Origin of the sequence: Streptomyces sp. NPDC004667 (assembly GCF_040609475.1) — a bacterium.
Lineage (GTDB): Bacteria > Actinomycetota > Actinomycetes > Streptomycetales > Streptomycetaceae > Streptomyces.
In genome coordinates this window covers 122,999-140,447 of sequence record NZ_JBEXKC010000007.1, presented here as the reverse complement: position 1 = coordinate 140,447, position 17,449 = coordinate 122,999, and the positions used below count along the sequence as shown (strand labels likewise).

Annotated in this window: 12 protein-coding genes; 3 read left to right on the top strand and 9 right to left on the bottom strand. The window is 70.9% G+C overall.

Features of this window, described 5'->3' with window-relative positions:
• Together ABZW32_RS06335 and ABZW32_RS06330 are read left to right on the top strand one after the other, a co-directional pair.
• Window positions 1-1,119, top strand: a complete 1,119-nt coding sequence (locus ABZW32_RS06335; RefSeq protein WP_356211891.1) for an acyl-CoA desaturase — start codon at window positions 1-3, stop codon at window positions 1,117-1,119.
• A gap of 163 nt (window positions 1,120-1,282) precedes the next feature.
• Window positions 1,283-2,227: a 5'-nucleotidase gene (locus ABZW32_RS06330; RefSeq protein ID WP_356211888.1), complete on the top strand. Its 945-nt coding sequence runs from the start codon at window positions 1,283-1,285 to the stop codon at window positions 2,225-2,227.
• A gap of 20 nt (window positions 2,228-2,247) precedes the next feature.
• Here ABZW32_RS06330 and ABZW32_RS06325 read toward each other — a convergent pair whose 3' ends face one another.
• From ABZW32_RS06325 to ABZW32_RS06300, 6 genes are all read right to left on the bottom strand, one after another.
• The gene (locus ABZW32_RS06325; RefSeq protein ID WP_356211885.1) at window positions 2,248-3,231 is read right to left on the bottom strand and encodes a GNAT family N-acetyltransferase; all 984 of its coding nucleotides are present in this window, start codon (window positions 3,229-3,231) and stop codon (window positions 2,248-2,250) included.
• Between the two features lie 75 nt (window positions 3,232-3,306).
• A complete protein-coding gene (locus ABZW32_RS06320; RefSeq protein ID WP_356211882.1) occupies window positions 3,307-4,341 on the bottom strand; it encodes a helix-turn-helix domain-containing protein in 1,035 nt (344 codons plus the stop codon).
• A gap of 210 nt (window positions 4,342-4,551) precedes the next feature.
• Window positions 4,552-5,148 carry an NAD(P)-binding domain-containing protein gene (locus ABZW32_RS06315; protein WP_356211879.1) on the bottom strand — a complete coding sequence of 199 codons (597 nt, stop codon included), beginning with the start codon at window positions 5,146-5,148 and terminating at the stop codon, window positions 4,552-4,554.
• A gap of 39 nt (window positions 5,149-5,187) precedes the next feature.
• Window positions 5,188-6,006, bottom strand: coding sequence for a 3'(2'),5'-bisphosphate nucleotidase CysQ (locus ABZW32_RS06310; RefSeq protein WP_356211876.1), 819 nt, complete (start codon window positions 6,004-6,006; stop codon window positions 5,188-5,190).
• Window positions 6,007-6,232: 226 nt separating this feature from the next.
• Window positions 6,233-7,738 (bottom strand): GMC family oxidoreductase N-terminal domain-containing protein, encoded by a 1,506-nt coding sequence (locus ABZW32_RS06305; protein ID WP_356211942.1) that lies wholly within the window; start codon window positions 7,736-7,738, stop codon window positions 6,233-6,235.
• 202 nt (window positions 7,739-7,940) lie between these two features.
• Window positions 7,941-8,531, bottom strand: coding sequence for a TetR/AcrR family transcriptional regulator (locus tag ABZW32_RS06300; RefSeq protein ID WP_356211873.1), 591 nt, complete (start codon window positions 8,529-8,531; stop codon window positions 7,941-7,943).
• 89 nt (window positions 8,532-8,620) lie between these two features.
• Here ABZW32_RS06300 and ABZW32_RS06295 point away from each other — a divergent pair, with 89 nt between their 5' ends.
• On the top strand, window positions 8,621-9,658 hold the full coding sequence (locus ABZW32_RS06295) for an alpha/beta hydrolase (protein WP_356211870.1): 1,038 nt from the start codon (window positions 8,621-8,623) through the stop codon (window positions 9,656-9,658).
• Here ABZW32_RS06295 and ABZW32_RS06290 read toward each other — a convergent pair.
• The 3 genes from ABZW32_RS06290 to ABZW32_RS06280 all read right to left on the bottom strand — a co-directional run bounded on the left by ABZW32_RS06290 (window position 9,609) and on the right by ABZW32_RS06280 (window position 17,307).
• Window positions 9,609-14,450 carry a DNA repair ATPase gene (locus ABZW32_RS06290; protein WP_356211867.1) on the bottom strand — a complete coding sequence of 1,614 codons (4,842 nt, stop codon included), beginning with the start codon at window positions 14,448-14,450 and terminating at the stop codon, window positions 9,609-9,611. The genes ABZW32_RS06295 and ABZW32_RS06290 overlap by 50 nt on opposite strands.
• Before the next feature lie 145 nt (window positions 14,451-14,595).
• Window positions 14,596-16,653, bottom strand: a complete 2,058-nt coding sequence (locus tag ABZW32_RS06285) for a flotillin family protein (RefSeq protein ID WP_356211864.1) — start codon at window positions 16,651-16,653, stop codon at window positions 14,596-14,598.
• A 51-nt stretch (window positions 16,654-16,704) separates the two neighbouring features.
• The gene (locus ABZW32_RS06280) at window positions 16,705-17,307 is read right to left on the bottom strand and encodes a hypothetical protein (RefSeq protein ID WP_356211861.1); all 603 of its coding nucleotides are present in this window, start codon (window positions 17,305-17,307) and stop codon (window positions 16,705-16,707) included.
• Window positions 17,308-17,449: the final 142 nt, after the last annotated feature.

Below are 17,449 nucleotides of genomic sequence, written 5' to 3'. Positions count from 1 at the left end.
TTGACCGCCATCGACCCCACCGCCCACCTGACCGCGGAGCAGATCGAGGAGCTCGGCCGCGAGCTGGACGCGATCCGCGATGAGGTGATCGCCAGCCGAGGCGAGAAGGACGCCGCCTACATCCGCAAGGTCATCTCGGCGCAGCGCAAGCTCGAGCTGGTCAGCAGGGGTGTGCTGCTGTTCTCGATCTTCCCGCCGGCTTGGCTGATCGGCACCGCCGGGCTGTCCGTGGCGAAGATCATGGACAACATGGAGATCGGCCACAACGTCCTGCACGGCCAGTGGGACTGGATGCGGGACCCGAAGATCCATTCCACCACCTGGGAGTGGGACCACGTCTCGCCGTCCGATCAGTGGCGGCATTCGCACAACGAGCTGCACCACACGTACACCAACGTGATCGGCAAGGACAACGACCTCGGCTATGGCATCATGCGCGTCGACGAGGACCAGAAGTGGCACCCGTTCCACCTCGGCCAGCCGCTGTGGAACTTCATCAACGCCTGCTTCTTCGAGTACGGCATCGCGGCGTACGACCTGGAGCTGGGCAAGAACCTGCACAAGCGCCGCCGCAAGAACCCGGAGTTCCGCGCGCGGGCCAGGGCCGTGGGCCGCAAGATCCGCAAGCAGGTGCTCAAGGACTACGTGATCCACCCGCTCCTGTCGGGCCCTTCGTTCCTCACCACGCTCGCCGCCACGTTCACCGCGAACCTGGTCCGCAACATCTGGTCCCACTCGGTGATCATGTGCGGGCACTTCCCCGAGGGCGTGCAGGTCTTCGAGCGCCGGTCGATCAAGGGCGAGACGCGCGGCCAGTGGTACCTGCGCCAGATGATGGGCTCGGCGAACATCAGCGGCAGCAAGGCCATGCACTTCATGACCGGCAACCTCTCGCACCAGATCGAGCACCACCTGTTCCCGGACCTGCCGAGCAACCGGTACGCCGAGGTCGCGGTGAAGGTGCGCGCGCTGTTCGAGAAGTACGAGCTGGAGTACGTCACCGGGCCGCTGCCCAAGCAGGTGTTCTCGGCGTGGCACAAGGTCTTCCGGCTCTCGCTGCCGAACAAGAAGCCCAAGGTCGATGCGCCGGACCGCGAGCAGGAGCTCGTCGCTGCCTGATTCCCGGTATCCGTTCAGATCTTCCGGCCGTACCGGCGGCGCCTTCTTCAGCTCTCGGTTCCCGCCGTGGCGGGGATGGCCGTGGGGGTGGCGCACATGTTTTCGACGTATTCGAACAGGCGATAAACGTCTCGTTGTTGCACGTGTGCCAGCAGGGGGCGAGATGAAGTACGACCTGTCCGACCGCGTCGTCATCGGGATCGCCTCCAGCGCCCTGTTCGACCTCGCCGACTGCGACGCGGTGTTCCGGGAGCAGGGTGAGGACGCGTACCGGAGGTACCAGGAGGCCCACGTTGACGACGTCCTGGACAAGGGGGTGGCCTTCCCCTTCGTCCGGCGCCTGCTGTCGCTGAACGACCTCGCGGAGCCCCTCGATCCGCTGGTCGAGGTCATCATCCTGTCGCGCAACGACCCGGACACCGGGCTCCGCGTCATGCGTTCCATCGCGGCGCACGGCCTGCACATCAGTCGGGCCGTGTTCCGGCAAGGCCGGTCGTCACACCGCTTCATATCCGCTCTGAACATGTCCCTGTTCCTGTCGGCCAACGGTTCCGACGTTCGGGAAGCGGTGGCCGACGGCCTGCCGGCGGGGCACGTACTCGAGACCGAGCGAGTCGATGACGACACCGACCGGGAACTCCGCATCGCCTTCGACTTCGACGGCGTACTGGCGGGCGACTCCTCCGAGCGGATCTTCCGAACCGCCGGCATCGACGGGTTCCGCGCGCACGAAGTCCTCAATGCGGCCACCCCTCACGACCCGGGTCCCTTGAAGGACTTCCTCGCGGGCATCAACCGCATCCAGCGCCGCGAAGAGGAAGAACGCCGCAAGAACCCCGCCTACCAGCCCCGCCTGCGGGTGTCCCTGGTCACCGCCCGGGACGCCCCCGCACACGAACGTGCCGTGCGCAGCCTCAAGCAGTGGGGACTGCGCGTCGACGACGCCTTCTTCCTCGGCGGCATCGACAAGGCCGCCGTGATGAGCGCCCTCGACCCGCACATCTTCTTCGACGACCAGGTCGCCCACCTGACCGGCACGGCGCCGGCCACCCCAAGCGTTCACGTACCGTTCGGAGTCGTCAATGCACCCCTTCCGGGGCCTGAATGAGTGGCGTACGTGCCGGTCGGTCATGCAAGCGGCTTGCGGTAGCGGACGTACTCGTTCTGCCGCCTGAACCCCACGCTCTCGTAGAGGTCGTAGGACCGGTGCGGGTTTGCCGTGCCCGTGAACAGCCGGGCGGTGGTCGCGCCTTGCTCGCGAAGGCTCCGTAGCCCGTCCAGCAGCAGGGCCCGGCCGATTCCGAGGCGTCGCCGGTCCGTCCGGACACTCAGCTCTTCGACCTCGCCCACGGTGTGGTCGTGGCGGCGGATGGAGCAGAGGGCGACGCCGACCATGTCCTGCCCGTTCCAGGCAGCCCGCCAGCATGCCGGGTCGGCGGTGTCGACGAAGTCCTGGAAAGGCCATTTCTGAGTGAAACCGGTGTCCGCGTACGAATCGACGACCGTCCTCCAGGCTGCACGGTAGTGGCTCGCCCCGATCGGCCCCGTCCGTATCCCGGCCGGCAGTTCACCGCCCGGCTCGGGCAACTGCTGCAGATCGCGCAGCTCCAGCTCGACCAGGCTGAAGACACGTCGGTAGCCCGCGGCGAGCAGGAGCGCCGTGGCGTCCTGCTCGGAGGCCGTGGCGTTCGCTCCGATCACCGCCGTCCGCGCCGTTCCATGCTGTTCGACGAGCCGGCGGATCCGCTCTTCGGCCCAGCTCAGCATGGCCGAGCCGATGCCCTGGCGGCGATGCTCGGGCAAGAGGTGGCCGCTGTGCAGATACAGCCACGTATCGTCCCGCTCCTGCCACCACCGGATCGTCGAGTAGCCGACGACGCTCCCGTCGAGCACTACCAGGATCTGGTTCTTGGACGGCTCCTCCAGCCTGGCGGAAGCCCGGGCGATCTCGGCCGCTGTAGGAAGCCCTTCGACAACGGAATGGGCATCGATCCGGTCCCGTTCGACACACCCCAGCCGCACCGCGGCCATGGCGCTGTGGTCTTCGTCGCCGCGATACCGCCGGAACCCGAAGCCGACGGGAAGGTCCTGTCCTGCCGCGCCATCCAACATGACCGGATGTTCTCGAACTTCGAGGCAGGTCCGCCACCCACTTCACGCCGCGGTCGCCTGGGGCCGTACCTCCGGTCACGCGCTTTCGGCCGGCCCGCGGCCCGGTGGGGGCCGGTTCGGCGAGAGTGAGCCTGCTCGGGTCGAGCGGGCGTACTCGGTGGGAGTCTGGCCGTAGTGCTTCTTGAAGGCTCGGGTGAAGTGGCTGCCGTCCGCGAACTGCCAGTGTGCGGCGAGTTCCGTAATGCTCAAGCGCCCTGACGGCGCGACAAGGGCGAGCCGGGCCTCGTGCAGGCGCCGGTGGCGGATGTACGTGGTCACCTGCTCACCCACGGCTGCGAACGCCCGGTTCAGCGTACGGACGGAGACGTTGAGTTCACGCGCCAGCATCGCCGGGGAGAGCTCGGGATCGGCGAGCCGACGGTCCGCGAGGTCCTTGGCCGCCTGGGTGAGCGCGGGAGCCAGCCGGGGTTCCGCGTCGTCGAACCGGCCCTTCGCCACCGCCTTGGTCAGCTCGACCAGGGTGCCTTGGGCGGCTTCCACACCGGCCGGGCCGAGGTCGGCCACGGTGGTGTGGATCATGTCCGTAAGGGCCGTCAGCAAGCGCATCTCGGCCGAGTCCGCCGGCCCGGTGATGACCCGGCTCCCGAGCAGGGGCTTGAGCTCGCCGGGGGGCAGGACGAGGAACTTCGCCGTGAGGTGTGCCGACGTCTCGAAGGCCGTCAGGCTCCCGAGGTGCCGGACGAGGAACTGCCCGGCCGACACGGTCCGGTCGCCGTGACCGGACGGGCCGCCCAGAGTCCATGCGCCGCGCCGCACGACGTACATGGCAACCAGGTCCTGATCGCCGCCCGGGACCTCCGCGGTCCGGGTTGCCGACGCGGCGTGGAGATCGGCGATCGCCGCGCCGTGCACCTTGGCCACGTTGCCCTTGACCCGGAAGTCACCGATCGTGTCCGGGCTGAAGGCCGGCAGTTGGAAGACATCGTCGCCGACCTGCGTCTGCCACCCGCGCCGGAAGACGTCGAGTCCCCGCGGAGCGGAACCCGGGGCGGTCGAGTCCACCGCGAACACCCCGCGGCTGCCGTCGACTTCCGCTCCCGTACCGTGCATCCCGCTCCGATCCCCTCGTATTCCGTGCTTCAACACCATCCTGTGGTGATCGTGTTCCGCAGGACGCCACCATGACCCATGTGGGCACCGTGCAATCTTCCTATAAACGGCTCGCATGGCAGCGGTCGAGAGATGGTGGCCGGTCCTCCTGCCGCCCCTGCACCCGGGTACCGACCGGTCCGGCCGGGGCGTGCAGGCGCGGCTCGGCGGTCAGCGGGTGATCGAGATCGCGAAGGGCGTGAATCCGCTGGAGCGAATGACGTGCGGGACGAACAGGATCGCGGCCTCCGTGGCGCGGGCGGTCCGGATCCCGCCGAGGTCGGTGATCCATTCCTTGTGCCAGCCGAGGTCGGTGAGGAGTTCGCGGACGGTCTGCTTGGCCAGCGGGTCCTCGCCGGAGAGGAACACGGTGGGCGTCTGGGCGAGCATGCCCGGGGCGGTCATGACCGGGAAGAGCATGGTGTTGAGGGTCTTGACGACGTGTGTTTCGGGGAGTGCTTCCTGGAGTTGCTCGGCGAGGCTCGATCCGGGGTAGAGCAGGTCGGCGGGCAGTCCGTCCGGTCCGTCGACGGTGGCGTTGGAGACGTCCACGAGGATCTTGTCGTGCAGTTCGTCGCGCAGGGCGGCGAGCCGTTCCAGGGAGCCGGCGCCCGGGGTGGCGTTGATGACGATGCGGGCGCGCCGGGCGGCGTCGGCGGCGGCGCCCGGTGTGCGGTCCGCGACGGTCACCTCGTGTCCTGCGCGGGTGAGGGCGGCGGCCAGGTTGCCTCCGACGCGGCCGTTTCCGAGTACTGCGATGGTGGTCATGGTGATGTCCTTGCGTGGGTGCGGTTGTGGTGTACGGGGTCAGCGGGTGAGCGTGGCGACGGCCGCCGCGTGGACGCCGGGCGCGGCGGCCAGGAAGCCGGCGCTCTGCGGGGTCCAGGGGCGGCCTTCGGTGTCGGTGATCCGTCCGCCGGCCTCGGTGACGAGGAGCGCGCCGGGCAGCAGGTCCGCGCGGGCGCCGGCGAACTGCCAGAAGGCGTCGGTGCGGCCGGCGGCCACGTTCGTCAGGTGCAGGGTGGCGGGGACGGCGACGCGGACGACGAGTGCGTCGAAGAGCATCGCGGTGATCGAGGAGCCGACGCGCCGGACGACCTCCTCGTCCTCGTCCGGCCGGGCCTGGCTGGTGGCCACGATGCCCAGAGCGAGGTCCGCGGTCCGGGAGACGTGCAGCGGACGGCCGTCGAGGTAGGCACCCGCCCCGGCGAGCGCGGTGTACGTCTCGCCGGTCAACGGCAGGTGGACCACGGTGAGCACCGGCTGGTTATCGCGTACGAGGGTGGCGGTCACCGCCCACTCCGGCAGCGCGTGCAGGTGGTTGACGTTGCCCTCGGCCGGGTCCACGACCCACCACTCCCCGGACGGCAGCGCCCCGCCGTCCAGCTCGTCCTCCACCCAGCCGGCGTCCGGGCGCAGGGCCGTGAGGCGGGGCCGCAGGATACCGAGGGCCGTGTCGTCATTCGCGGCGAGCGCGCCCATCAGCTCCTCACGGCTCTCGTAGCGGACCACCTCGCCGAACCGCTCGCGCAGCGCCGAACCGGCCTCACGCACGGCGGCCGCGGTCCGGTCGAGCAGGTCGGCGTCGGAGAGGGCGGTGTCAGGGGTCTGAAGGGTTGCGGACATGGTGGTGCTCCTGTCTGAGGAGGGGTGGTGAGGCCGTTCGGGGCCGAACTGCGCGTTGTTTCCTGCGCTTTCGACTCGAAGGTATAGAGCCCCACCATTAACTTCAAATGCATGTGAAGAACGGCAAGGATTACTCGCATGCAATTGGATGTGCATCTGCCCGCCGTGCTCGACGGGTGGTGAGGCGCGATGTGGATGTGGGAGTGCCTTGGGCGCGGGGGAAGGCTCAGTCGAGCAGTTCGGCAGCCCGTTCGGCGATGGCGTAGACGGTCGCATTGGTGTTGGCCGAGGGGATGGACGGCATCACCGAGGCATCGGCGACCCGCAGTCCGGCGATCCCGTGTACGCGCAGGTTCGCAGGGTCGACGACGGCATCGGCGTCGGTTCCCATGCGGCAGGTGCCGGTGAAGTGGAAGTAGGGGCCGGTGGCCTTGCGGATGAACTCGTCGGCGGATGCGCCGCTCGTCCCGGAGCCCGGCACCGCTTCCTGCTTGCGCCAGACGGCGAACGCGTCGGCCTCCCCGATGCGGCGTGCCACTTCCAGGCCCTTGCGCATGACCTCCAGGTCACGCTCGTCGCTCAGATAGCCGGGGTCGACGACGGGAGCGCTCGCGGGATGGGCGTCCGCCAGGCGCACGGAGCCGCTGCTGTGCGGAGCCATCGCGGAGAAGGCGATGGAGTAGCCGCCCGCCGGCGGTCGGCCCCATGCCGACGGGAGCGGTGCGGCGACGACGTAGACCTGGAGGTCCGGCCGGGCCGCGGCGGGGTCGCTGTACAGCAGGCCCATCATTTCGGCCGGCGGGTTGGCGGGAACGAACGGTACGGGCCGGCTCGCCTCGTACACCACTGCCGCCATCGGATGGTCCTGCAGGTGGGAGCCCACTCCCGGCAGGTCGGCGACGACGCCGATGCCGTGTTCGCCGAGGTGTCGTGCCGGGCCGATCCCTGACAGCATCAGGAGGTGCGCGGAACCGATGGCCCCCGCGGTCAGTATGACCTCCGCGCTCTCGACGGACAGGTGCGCGCCACCCACGGTGTACTCGACGCCGGTGCAGCGGCCCGCGGTGATGCGCAGCCGCCGCACGGTCGCGTCCGTGACGACGTCGAGGTTCGGCCGGTCGAGGAACGGGCGGATGTAGGCGTCGGCCGCGCTCTGGCGGGCGCCGCCGGGCAGATTCATGTCGCTCCACCCGAACCCGGTCTCCAGCCCGCCGCCGATGTCCTCGGCGCGTGTGAAACCGGCCTGCACCGCGGCGTCGACGCCCGCCGTGGCCAGGGGATGGGGTTCCGGAACCGGGGCGACCACGACCGGCCCGTCCGTGCCCCGCACGGAGGCGTCACGACCGCGCGTGCTCTCGCTGCGGCGGAAGTAGGGCAGCAGATCGTCGAAACCCCAGCCCGGAGCGCCGAGTCCGGGCCATTCGTCGTAGCCGGAGCGGTGCCCCCGCAGGTGGTAGAGGCCGTTGATGCTCGACGATCCGCCGAGCGCCTTACCGCGCAGCACCTCGGCGGCCCTGCCCGTACCGGCCTGCACGGTCGAGGCGCCCGGCCAGAGGGATGACGGGTCGAACCCCAGGAACCCCCAAGGAGATGCCATCGCCTCGGTCGAGTCCCGGGCTCCCGCCTCCAGCAGCAGCACCCGGACGCCGGGGCGTTCCGAAAGCCGGGAGGCGATCACGCACCCCGCTGTCCCCGCTCCCACCACGACATGGTCGTAAGGACTCTGGCCCATCATGTCTCCGCTCCTCAGGTCGGCCCGGTGCCTCGCTCGGCCGCCTCCGAGCCCGGCGCGCAGAAGGCGTGCAACCGTCTTTGGACAGCCCGGGATTTCCCTTCTGCCGTCGAATCCTAGGAATGGCGACACGGCACGTACTTGTACCTCCGCGACGTCCGTTCGGAACATCAGCGCCATACGGGTGGCGCGACGGGCGAGGTCAGCTCCGGGCGTGCAAGGTGCGCGCGAGCGCGCTCATGCTGATGTCGATGACCGTGCGGAGCTGCTTCTGGCTCGCCCCGGTCCTGCTCATCACGGCCAGCGACTGGTTGACCGCCGTCATGTGAACCGCGAAGTCGTCGGCATCGTCTTCGGCCAACTGTGCGGCGCTCAAAGCGGTCCGCAGCCGTGCGTGCTGAGCGTCCAGGGCTTGGATCGCGCGTGCGGCGATGGTGGGGCTGAGCGCCGGTGCCGCCATCGCGGTCTGGGCGATCAGGCATCCATCCGGTACGTCAGGGTCGGCGATGCGTTGCAGGGTGACGTCGAAGAACGCCCTTACCGCCCGGAGCGGTTCCTCGGGCGCACACGAGAGCGCCTGGTCGTACCTGCTTCCGTACCGCGCGGCGTAGCGGTCCAGGCAGCGCAGGTAGAGCGAGTCCTTGTCGCCGAACGAGGAGTAGATGGAACTGCGGTTCAGTCCGGTCGCCCTGGAGAGGTCGTCGAGAGACGTGTCGGCGTATCCGGCCCGCCAGAACCGGACCATCGCCGCGTCGAGCGCGATGCCCACGTCGAACTGCTTCTTCCCGGCCATCACGCATGCACCTCGCTCTTGTACCGGCCGTTGCGGCCCTGCCCATCCTATCTTGAACTGATCAGTTCAAGATGCCGTAGGCTCCGGACATGACCGACGACGCCGTAGCCCCGAACCGCTCCTGCGACCAGAACCCCGTCCCCGGGTTGCCGCTGCACGACCTTGCGGGTTTCGCCCACCGCTGGGTCGACGCGGAAGGAATCCGGCTCCATGCCGTGGAAGGCGGCCGGCCCGCCGGTCCCACCGTCGTCCTGCTCGCCGGATTCCCGCAGACCTGGTGGGCCTGGCGAAAGGTGATGCCGGGTCTTGCCGAGCGATTCCACGTGATCGCGATCGACCTGCCGGGGCAGGGCCACTCCGAGCGCCCTCAAGGGGGCTACGACACCCACACCGTCGCTTCGCGCGTCCAGGCCGCGCTGACCGCGCTCAACGTGCCGAAGTGCTGGCTCGTCGCCCACGACATCGGAGCCTGGGTCGCCTTCTCGCTGGCCCTGAAGTACGAAGAGCGCCTGCACGGTATCGCTCTGCTCGACGCCGGCATTCCCGGAATCACCCTCCCGGACTCCATCCCGACGGACCCCGACCGGGCCTGGAAGACCTGGCACTTCGCGTTCCACCTGGTGCCCGAACTGCCCGAGACGCTGCTCACCGGCCGCGAGCGTGACTACGTCGGCTGGTTCCTGAAGGTCAAAGCCCTGTCCCCGAACACCTTCGACGGCGCCGAGATCGACCATTACGCCGCCGCCATCGCGGCCGAGGGAGGGCTTTCGGCGTCTCTCGCCTACTACCGCGACGCCGCGGAATCAGCGCGCAGGAACCATGACGCTCTCGAACGGGGGCACGTGACCGTCCCGGTCCTGGGAGTCTCCAGCTCCCACGGCTCGATCCCCGACATGGCCGCCTCCATCAGTCCGTGGGCAGAGAACGCGACCGGCGTCGTCATCCCGCAAGCCGGACACTTCATTCCCGACGAGCAGCCCGACGCAACTGTGGACGCGTTGACCGCGTTCATCGATCCCGAGCGTGTCACCGCTCACGGGCGGAACGCTGGCAGCATCCAAGAGGGCGGCGGGGCGCTCATGGGGTCGGCCGCGGGGAGGCGGCCGCGGGGGCGGAGGCCGTCGTGAGGGTGGCTTCGAGTGATGCCACTCGGTCCGCGAGCAGCCCGAGGGCGGACGCGGCCCGGGAGAGGGGGTCCGCTCGCGGGTCCCCGAGGCCTCGGCTGCGTACGTACGCCGCCTTGACCGCCGCCCACCGCTCGGCCTGCTCCGGGGTGAGGGTGCCGCGCAGTTCGGCGAGCCGGAGCAGGTTGGACTCGGCGTCGGACCTGAGGGTCTGTGCTTCGGCGGCGTAGTGGTCGTCGAGGAGGGCGGCCAGCTCGGCGGGGTTCATGACGGGATCGATACGGGCGGCGATCTTGTTCATGTTGCGGTAGGAGCCCTGGAGGCGGAACGGCGGCTCGGTGCGCGTGGTGTCGCTCTGCGCCGCGGAGGCGATGTACGCGGCGTTGACCGCGAGGACGGTCGTCCGGGCGGTGAGCAGGTGGCGCAGGACGGCGAGGACGCGGTCCCGTTCCGCGGGGAGGTACGGGTGGACGAGGCGGTCCGCACGGGCGGACGGGTCGCCGGCCGCCAGCCGCAGGAGCAGGTCCAGGTCCGTGCGCTCACGGCCCGCGAGGGGCGCCAGCACCGGGTTGGAGGTGAGCGCGTTCTCGATGAAGCTGGTGGCGAAGGCCTCTTCCTTGCCGGTCAGGACGTCGCCGAGGTTCCACACGTCGGCGCGGTTCGCGAGCATGTCGGGGATCCGGAAGGCCTGCCCGGACTCGGTGTAGGGGTTGCCGGCCATGCAGATGGCGAACCGCTTGCCGCGCAGGTCGTAGGTGCGCGCCCGGCCGTCGCGGACGCCCTCCATCCGGCGGGTGGCGTCGCAGAGGGGGATGAACCGCTGCAGCAGCTCGGGCGAGGTGTGCTGGATGTCGTCCAGGTGGAGCAGGATGTTGCTGCCCGCCTCCAGCGCGAAGTTGATCTTTTCGATCTCCTGGCGGGCGGTCGCGTTCGGGGCCTCGGCGGGGTCGAGGGAGGTGACGTCGCGGCCCAGGGCCGGGCCGCTGACCTTCACCAGGACCAGGCCGAGGCGGTCGGCGACGTACTCCACGAGGGTCGTCTTGCCGTAGCCGGGCGGGGAGACCAGCAGGAGCAGGCCGTTGCTGTCGGTGCGCCCGGTCTCGCCCGTGGTGCCGAGTTGCCTGGCCAGGTTGTCACCGATGAGCGGCAGGCAGACCTCGTCGAGGAGGCGGCTGCGGACGAAGGAGGACATGACCCTGGGCCGGTACTCGTCCGGCCTCAGGCGGCTCCTTTCCCTCGCCACCAGTTCCGTGCGCCGTCGCTGGTAGGCCCTGAAGCCGACAGTGGTGTTCGCCGTGAACTCGTGCACCCGGTCGATCAGTTCGTCGATTCGGACGGTGAGCGTCCGGTCGGTGATGCGGGGGTGCCGGCCGAGGAGACCGGCGACGGTGGCGGTCAGGGCGGCGTCCGACCCGTACCGGCGCAGGTCCGGGCAGAGCTCGACGGCGACGGCCTCCGCGAGGTCGCCGGGTTCGACCGGCTCCCCGGTCGCGCCGGCGAAGGCGGTGAGCCAGGCCTCGACGAGCTGGCGCCGGTCCTGCGGTGCGTCGAGGGCGGCGAGGTCCTCGTCGTAGGCGGCGGTCCCCACCGTCCGGCGGAACGTGTCGAGGAGGAGCCGGGTGGCCTTGCCGGTGACGAACCCGCCGGAGGCGGCCAGTTCCTCGAAGAGGTACTCGGCGGCCTGCGGGCCGCCTCCGATGGCGCCGGCGAGCTCCGCCGTGAACGCGGTGATCGCCGGGGTGGCCCCGAAGGCCGTCCGGACCCGGGCGAGGGCGCTCGCGCGCCGGGTCCAGGCCTCCCGCTCGGGGCCGGTCGTCCGGTGCGCCCAGAACAGCTGGGCCTCGGCCCGTGCCCGGGACGGGTAGCGCAGCAGGCCCGCGCCCTCGTGGAGCCGCAGCAGGACGGTCAGGATCGCGGTCGCGTCGTGGTCGTGGACGCCGCGTTCGTAGCCCTCGTCGTACGCGGCCTCCGCGGCCCGCCGCACCAGCGCGGGCAGGTCCGCCCCGGCGAGGGCGGTGGGGCCGTGTTCGGTCAGCAGCCGTACGGCGAGGTACTCGGCGCGGTAGACGTCGGCGTTCTCGGAGGGCAGTGACTGGCCCCAGTAGGCGCGGGTGGCCGCGAAGTCCGGATCGGTGACCGGGGAGCGGTAGTCGGTGCCGGTGAGGGCGAAGGCGAGGCCGTCGCCGTGCGGCACGAGCGCGAGGTCCAGGGGCTGGGTGTTGACGGCGAACCGGTGCCGGCCCAGGCGTACGGTCCGGCCGCCGTCCGCGTACAGCTCCGTGCGGTCGCGCAGGGCGCGGGCGGCTTCCTGCCCGGCGGCCTTCAGCCGGCCGTCGAGCTCCTCGGCGCGGGTGCGCTCGCCCAGTTCCCGCAGTTCGTCCGCGGTGCGGCGGATCTTGGCCACCATCGGGTCGGAGGCGAAGAAGGTGCTGACGGCGTCGGTGTCGGCCAGCGTCGACGCCCGGCGGGTCACGGTCTCCAGGACCCGGGCGGCCGAGCCCGCCAGCCGCTCGGCCCGGCGGGCGCGGTCGTCCTGAAGGGTCTGCTTGCGGGCCGAGAGGGCCTCGTACACCTCGGTGCGCCTGGCGGCCAGTTCCACGAGGAAGGGGTCGTGATCGGCGAAGCGCGACTCCAGTTGTTCCAGGCGCAGCAGCAGGCGGGCCAGTTGCTCGTCGCACGCGTCCGGGGTGTCCGCGGCGGCGAGGGCCCCGGTGACCGTCTGGGCGAGCAGCGCGGATTCGGCCGCGAACTCGGCCCTGCCCTCCTGTGCGAGCAGCTCGCGGCGCCGGGCGTCGAGGGTGGCACGGGCCCGGTTGACGCCGCCGAGCACTTCGGCGATCTGATCCAGGACGGACGTCCGGACCGTCGCGTCCCCGGTGTCCAGGCCGGCGACGATCTCGGTGACGGAGCTCAGCCCCTCGGTCTGCGCGTCGAGCCGGTCGGCCAGTGGCAGCGCTCCGGCGACCGTGGCGATCGCCGCGGCTTCCCGCGTGAGCCGTGCGACCTCCTCGTGGTGGGCCGCGAAGGCGTCCTCGCGGGAGAGGAAGACCATCGCGCGTGCGGCGAAGGAAGCGATGTCGGAGGTGGTCTCCGCGGCGAGCCCGTCGATGCGCCCGGTGTCCGCGTGGCGCAGTTCCCGCAACGTGAGCAGGTGCCCCTGGGCGCGGCGAAGTTCTGTCAGCCGGTCCACCCAGTCGCCCGCGCTACGGGGGCCCTCGCCCCGGATGCGCCGGACCAGCGTGGCGATCCGCCCGGCGGCCCCGTCGAGCGCGTCGGCGGCCCGCCGGGTCAGGGTCCGGACCGTCTCGAACTCGGTCAGCACCTGTTCGGCGGTGGCCCGGAGCTCGCCGAGCGGTGTGCGCAGGTCGCCGAGTTCGGGGTCACCGAGCCAGTGGTGCCGGTCATCGGCACGGACGCAGGCGCTCACGAGCGTCTCGAAGACGGCGGCGGTGGGGGTCGTGTCCGCGACCGCGCCGGCGATCGAGAGGAGGTCCGCTATGCCGCGGACGAGGTCGGCGTTGCCGACGCGGGCCAGTGCCCCGGCGGCGACGGGCCGGCCGGCCGCCTGGGTGTCGCGGGCGTACGGGGTGCTCCACCGCTGGACCGGGTGGACCCGGGCCGGTTCCTCGGGGTCGGCGCGCAGCACCAGCAGGGTGCCGTCGTCGAAGAGCGCGTACCCGTGGCAGGGGATCGGGGTGGCGACCTCCTTGCGGATCAGGTTGTACGGCAGGAGCAGGCTGCGTCCCTCCGCCCGTGCGTGGAAGACGTGGAGGACGTCCTCGCCGTTGGGCGAGCGCACGGCGCGCTCGAACTCCAGGCCCTCGGTGGTGGTGTCGAAGGTCCTGGTGAGCCCGGTGGTGAGGTGGTAGCCGCCGGGGAAGACGATCCCCTGTTCCCCGGGCAGCCGACGGGCCCCCTGTCCGAGGGCGTCGAGGCGGACCACCGTCCCGGTGATGCCGTTGAAGACCAGGTGCCGTGGGGACTCCTCCTTGTACGGGCGCACCCGCAGCAGGATCAGTGGTCCGACGCGGGCGTGATCGATGTCGGCGTCGGCGAGGGACTGGAGCGGTTCGTCGACCGGCTCCCGGTGGATCCCCTCCCCGGTCTCGGTGTCGTCCTCGGTCTTGACGGTGAGGTGTCCGCCGACCGTGGAGACGAAGACCTCTCCCCCGATCGACACGTGCGGGTGCCGGCCCGGGACGTGGTCCTCGCGGGTGGCGGCGGTCCACTCGAAGTCGTACGCGGGCGGCAGGACGTGGTCGCGCTCGCCGCGCGCGTCCAGGAACGTGACGGTTCCGTCGTTGCCCAGGGCCCAGCGCAGGACGCGGACGTCCTCGTCGCCGTCCCCGGTGCGGAAGACGGCGAGCAGCCTGCCCTCGACGTGGCGCAGCCGCAGGAGGCGCGTCTGGCGGTAGTAGCGGTACAGGGCGGCGAATTCGCGGAGGAAGGCCGGATCGTCGAGGAGCCCGGGGACGGCGTCGTCGGGGAGCCGGTTCAGGTCGCGGTCGTGCAGGGTGAGGACGTCGCTCACCGCGGTTTCGGGCCTGTGTCCGGGAACGGGGTCGTGGCCGAAGAGGAGTGCGTCGCCGACGGCCACGATGTCGCGGGGCACGGCGCCGTGCTCGGTGTGCACGCGCCCCGAGCCGGCCAGGGCGGGCTCGGTGGGGCCGAGCCCTTCGGTCCGGCGGGTGTTGAGGGCCTGAGTCCGGCGGGCCAACTCGGCGGACTGCGCGGCGAGGCGGTCCCGCAGCACCTCGTAGGTGCCCGCGTCCATGGAGGACATCGCGCTGGTCATGGTCTGTCCGGCTCCCTGCGGGTGCGTACGGTGTCTGCGGTCTCGGCCCGTCTCGGCGGCGGCGCCCGGGGGCCGGCGCGTCGTGTGCGCCGGCCCCCGGGCGCGTAAGGGGCCCGACCGCGGAAGCGGCCCGGCCCCGGCCGGGTCAGGCCGTGGCCGTCCCGTTGAGGCCGGCGCCCGGCTTCGTGAGCGGCATGTCGGCGATTCCCGACCGGTCGGCCTTCTCCAGCAGTTCCCCGAGCTGTCCGGACTGCGCGCCCGCCCCCTGCATCAGCTTCATCAGCAGCGCCGACACGGTCAGGTTCTGGACGTCGGCGGTCGAGAGGGAGCCGAGCACGCGCGTGATGTCCTGGGTGAAGTCGGACGTACCGTCCAGCCAGGGACCCGCCAGGCGCTGCGCGGTGTCGGAGTTGTGGACGAAGGCGTCCACGCCCTTGCCCAGGGAGATCGAGGAGACGAGACGGTCGAAGAAGACCGAGTCGCCGCCGACGATGTCGATGTCGGCCTTCTCCAGTCCGGCCGCGACCACCATGGCCTGCGCCTCGGCGACCTGGCGCTGCACGTCGAGCCCGGCCAGCCGGATCTCCTTCTCGGCCGCCAGCCTCAGCCGGTACTCCTCGTGCCCGCGCGAGGCCTCGTCCAGCGCGGCCATCGCGGCGGCCTTCTCCGTGAGCCCGGCCGCCTCGGCCCTGAGCTTCTCCCCGATCAACGCGGCCTCGGCGCCCGCCTGCGCCTTCGTACCCTCGGCCTGTGCCGTCAGCCGTGCCTGGGTGGCGTGCGCCTCCGCGCGGCCGGTCTTCTCGATCGCGTCGGCTTCCTTCTCCCGTACCTGCACCGCCGCCAGCCCGGCCGCCGCCGTCTCGGCCTGGACGGCCTCGGCGAGCCGCAGTTTGGCGCGGGCGTCGAAGTCGGCGGACTTCAGCCGGGCCTCGGCGAGCGTCAGCTGTTCCGCGGCGCGGTGCCTGGCGGCGGCCTCCGCGGCTTCCGCCGCCTTGATGTCCTTGACCAGCCGCTCCTGTGCCTCCGCCTCGGCGCCGATGACGATCGCCTGCCGGGTGCGCTCGGCCTCCTCGACCATCCGCAGCTTCTTGATGGACTCCTCCTGCTCGGCGACCGTACGGTCCACCGCGATCCGCTCCCGGACCACGTCGGCGACCTCGCGGCGCTCCGCCTCGACCTCCTTGTCCTTGGCGATCGACGAGAGCGCGGTCTCCCGCTCGCGCGCGATGACTTCGAGCATGCGGTCCTTCTCGATCCGCTCGTTCTCGACGGCGATGACCCGCTCGCGGTTCTTCTGGGCGACCGTGATCTCGCGCGCCTGGTTCTCACGCTGCACCCCGAGGAGTTCCTCGGTCCTCAGGAACGCGCCCTGGGCTCCGAGGCGTTCCTCCTCCTGCACCTTGGCCGTGGCGGCCTCTTCCCGGGCCCGCAGGGTCTCCACCTCACGCCGCTGCTTGATCTCCGCCTCGGACTGCCGCCGTTCCAGTTCCAGGATGGTCTCCCGGGCGTCGACGTTCTGCCGGGTGATCTCCTTCTCCTCCGTGCGCTGGAACTCGTTCGTGCGCACGTGCTCGACGGCCGTCAGCTCCGTGATCTTGCGGATGCCCTGTGCGTCGAGGATGTTGGCCGCGTCCAACTGCGTCATGGGGGTCTGTTCGAGGAAGTCGATGGCCGCGTCGTCGAGGTGGTAGCCGTTCAGATCGGTACCGATGACCTGGATGATGCGGTCCCGGAACTCCTCGCGCTTGGTGTAGAGATCGACGAAGTCGAGCTGCTTGCCGACCGTCTTGAGGGCCTCGGAGAACTTGGCGGCGAAGAAGTCCTGGATGGCCGCGCTGTCGCTCGCCCGCTGCGTGCCGATGGCCTGGGCGACCTTGATGACGTCCTCGACCGTCTTGTTGACCCGCACGAAGAAGTTGATGTGGATGTCGGCGCGGATGTTGTCCTGGCAGATCAGCCCCTCCCGTCCGGTGCGGCGGATCTCGATCGTCTTCACCGAGATGTCCATGTACTCGGCCTTGTGCAGCACGGGCAGGACGACCTGCCCCGTGAAGGTCACGTCGACCTTCCGCATCTTGGAGACGATCAGCGCCTTGCCCTGCTCGACCTTGCGGAAGAGCCGGCTGACGATGACGAGCAGCGCGACCGCGATGAGCAGGACAACGGCGACGAGCACGCCGATGCCCAGGGAGATGGCGTCCATGGTGGGGTCCTTGCGGTGAAGGTGCGGTGACGGGCAGGGGCCGACGGGGGCTCAGCCGGTGGTGCGGGGGTCCAGTGCCGTGTCGTACGGCGCGGCCCAGAAGAACTCGCCCGGTTCGTCGTACGCGTAGAGCAGGGCGATGCTGCCGCGGGTCAGCGGGTCCGCGGCGTACTGGCGGACCTGCACGATGGCGGTCGAGCCGTCGTCGGCGGCCACCTCGGCCTGTCCGAAGCGGGCGTCCACCCGGCCGGTCCGGATCACGGCGATCCGGCCGATGAAGTCCTGGCGCGAGGGCGGCGGGTCGTCGGGCCGGAACACGCGGCGCAGCGGTCGTCGCAGCAGACCCGTCGCGCCGCGGGCGACGAGCAGCGCGAGCGCGAGCAGGAGGAGGGCGGAGCCGCCGCCGAGCCCCAGGCGGTCGGCCAGGACGGTGCCGACGAGGCCGGTGAACCAGGCGACGGTGACCAGCACCGAGACGGAGACGGCGACCGGGACGCCGGGCGCCCCCAGGGCGCGGGACCCGGCGTCGGATTCCCACGCACCGTGCTCGACGGCCCCGAACAGGACGACCAGCCAGTACACGACGACGACGGCCAGCGCGACGGTGAAGATCCCGGCGGGGAACCCCAGGGCGGCGTCGATGAACTCGTCCACTGGTCCCGCCCCTTCGCTCTCGACCGCGTGCCGGGCCGGGCGCCGGGCGGGACCCGGTGCCGGGCGCGACCGCGCCCCCGGCACCGGGACCATCCCCCCGTGTCCCCCCGCAGTCATCCTGGCAACGGGGCACGGCCTTCCG

Coding starts and splice junctions, on each gene's coding strand:
- ABZW32_RS06330 (WP_356211888.1), top strand. CDS start 1,283: ATGAAGTACGACCTGTCCGACCGCGTCGTCATCGGGATCGCCTCCAGC.
- ABZW32_RS06325 (WP_356211885.1), bottom strand. CDS start 3,231: ATGTTGGATGGCGCGGCAGGACAGGACCTTCCCGTCGGCTTCGGGTTC.
- ABZW32_RS06320 (WP_356211882.1), bottom strand. CDS start 4,341: ATGCACGGTACGGGAGCGGAAGTCGACGGCAGCCGCGGGGTGTTCGCG.
- ABZW32_RS06315 (WP_356211879.1), bottom strand. CDS start 5,148: ATGACCACCATCGCAGTACTCGGAAACGGCCGCGTCGGAGGCAACCTG.
- ABZW32_RS06310 (WP_356211876.1), bottom strand. CDS start 6,006: ATGTCCGCAACCCTTCAGACCCCTGACACCGCCCTCTCCGACGCCGAC.
- ABZW32_RS06305 (WP_356211942.1), bottom strand. CDS start 7,738: ATGGGCCAGAGTCCTTACGACCATGTCGTGGTGGGAGCGGGGACAGCG.
- ABZW32_RS06300 (WP_356211873.1), bottom strand. CDS start 8,531: ATGGCCGGGAAGAAGCAGTTCGACGTGGGCATCGCGCTCGACGCGGCG.
- ABZW32_RS06295 (WP_356211870.1), top strand. CDS start 8,621: ATGACCGACGACGCCGTAGCCCCGAACCGCTCCTGCGACCAGAACCCC.
- ABZW32_RS06290 (WP_356211867.1), bottom strand. CDS start 14,450: ATGACCAGCGCGATGTCCTCCATGGACGCGGGCACCTACGAGGTGCTG.
- ABZW32_RS06285 (WP_356211864.1), bottom strand. CDS start 16,653: ATGGACGCCATCTCCCTGGGCATCGGCGTGCTCGTCGCCGTTGTCCTG.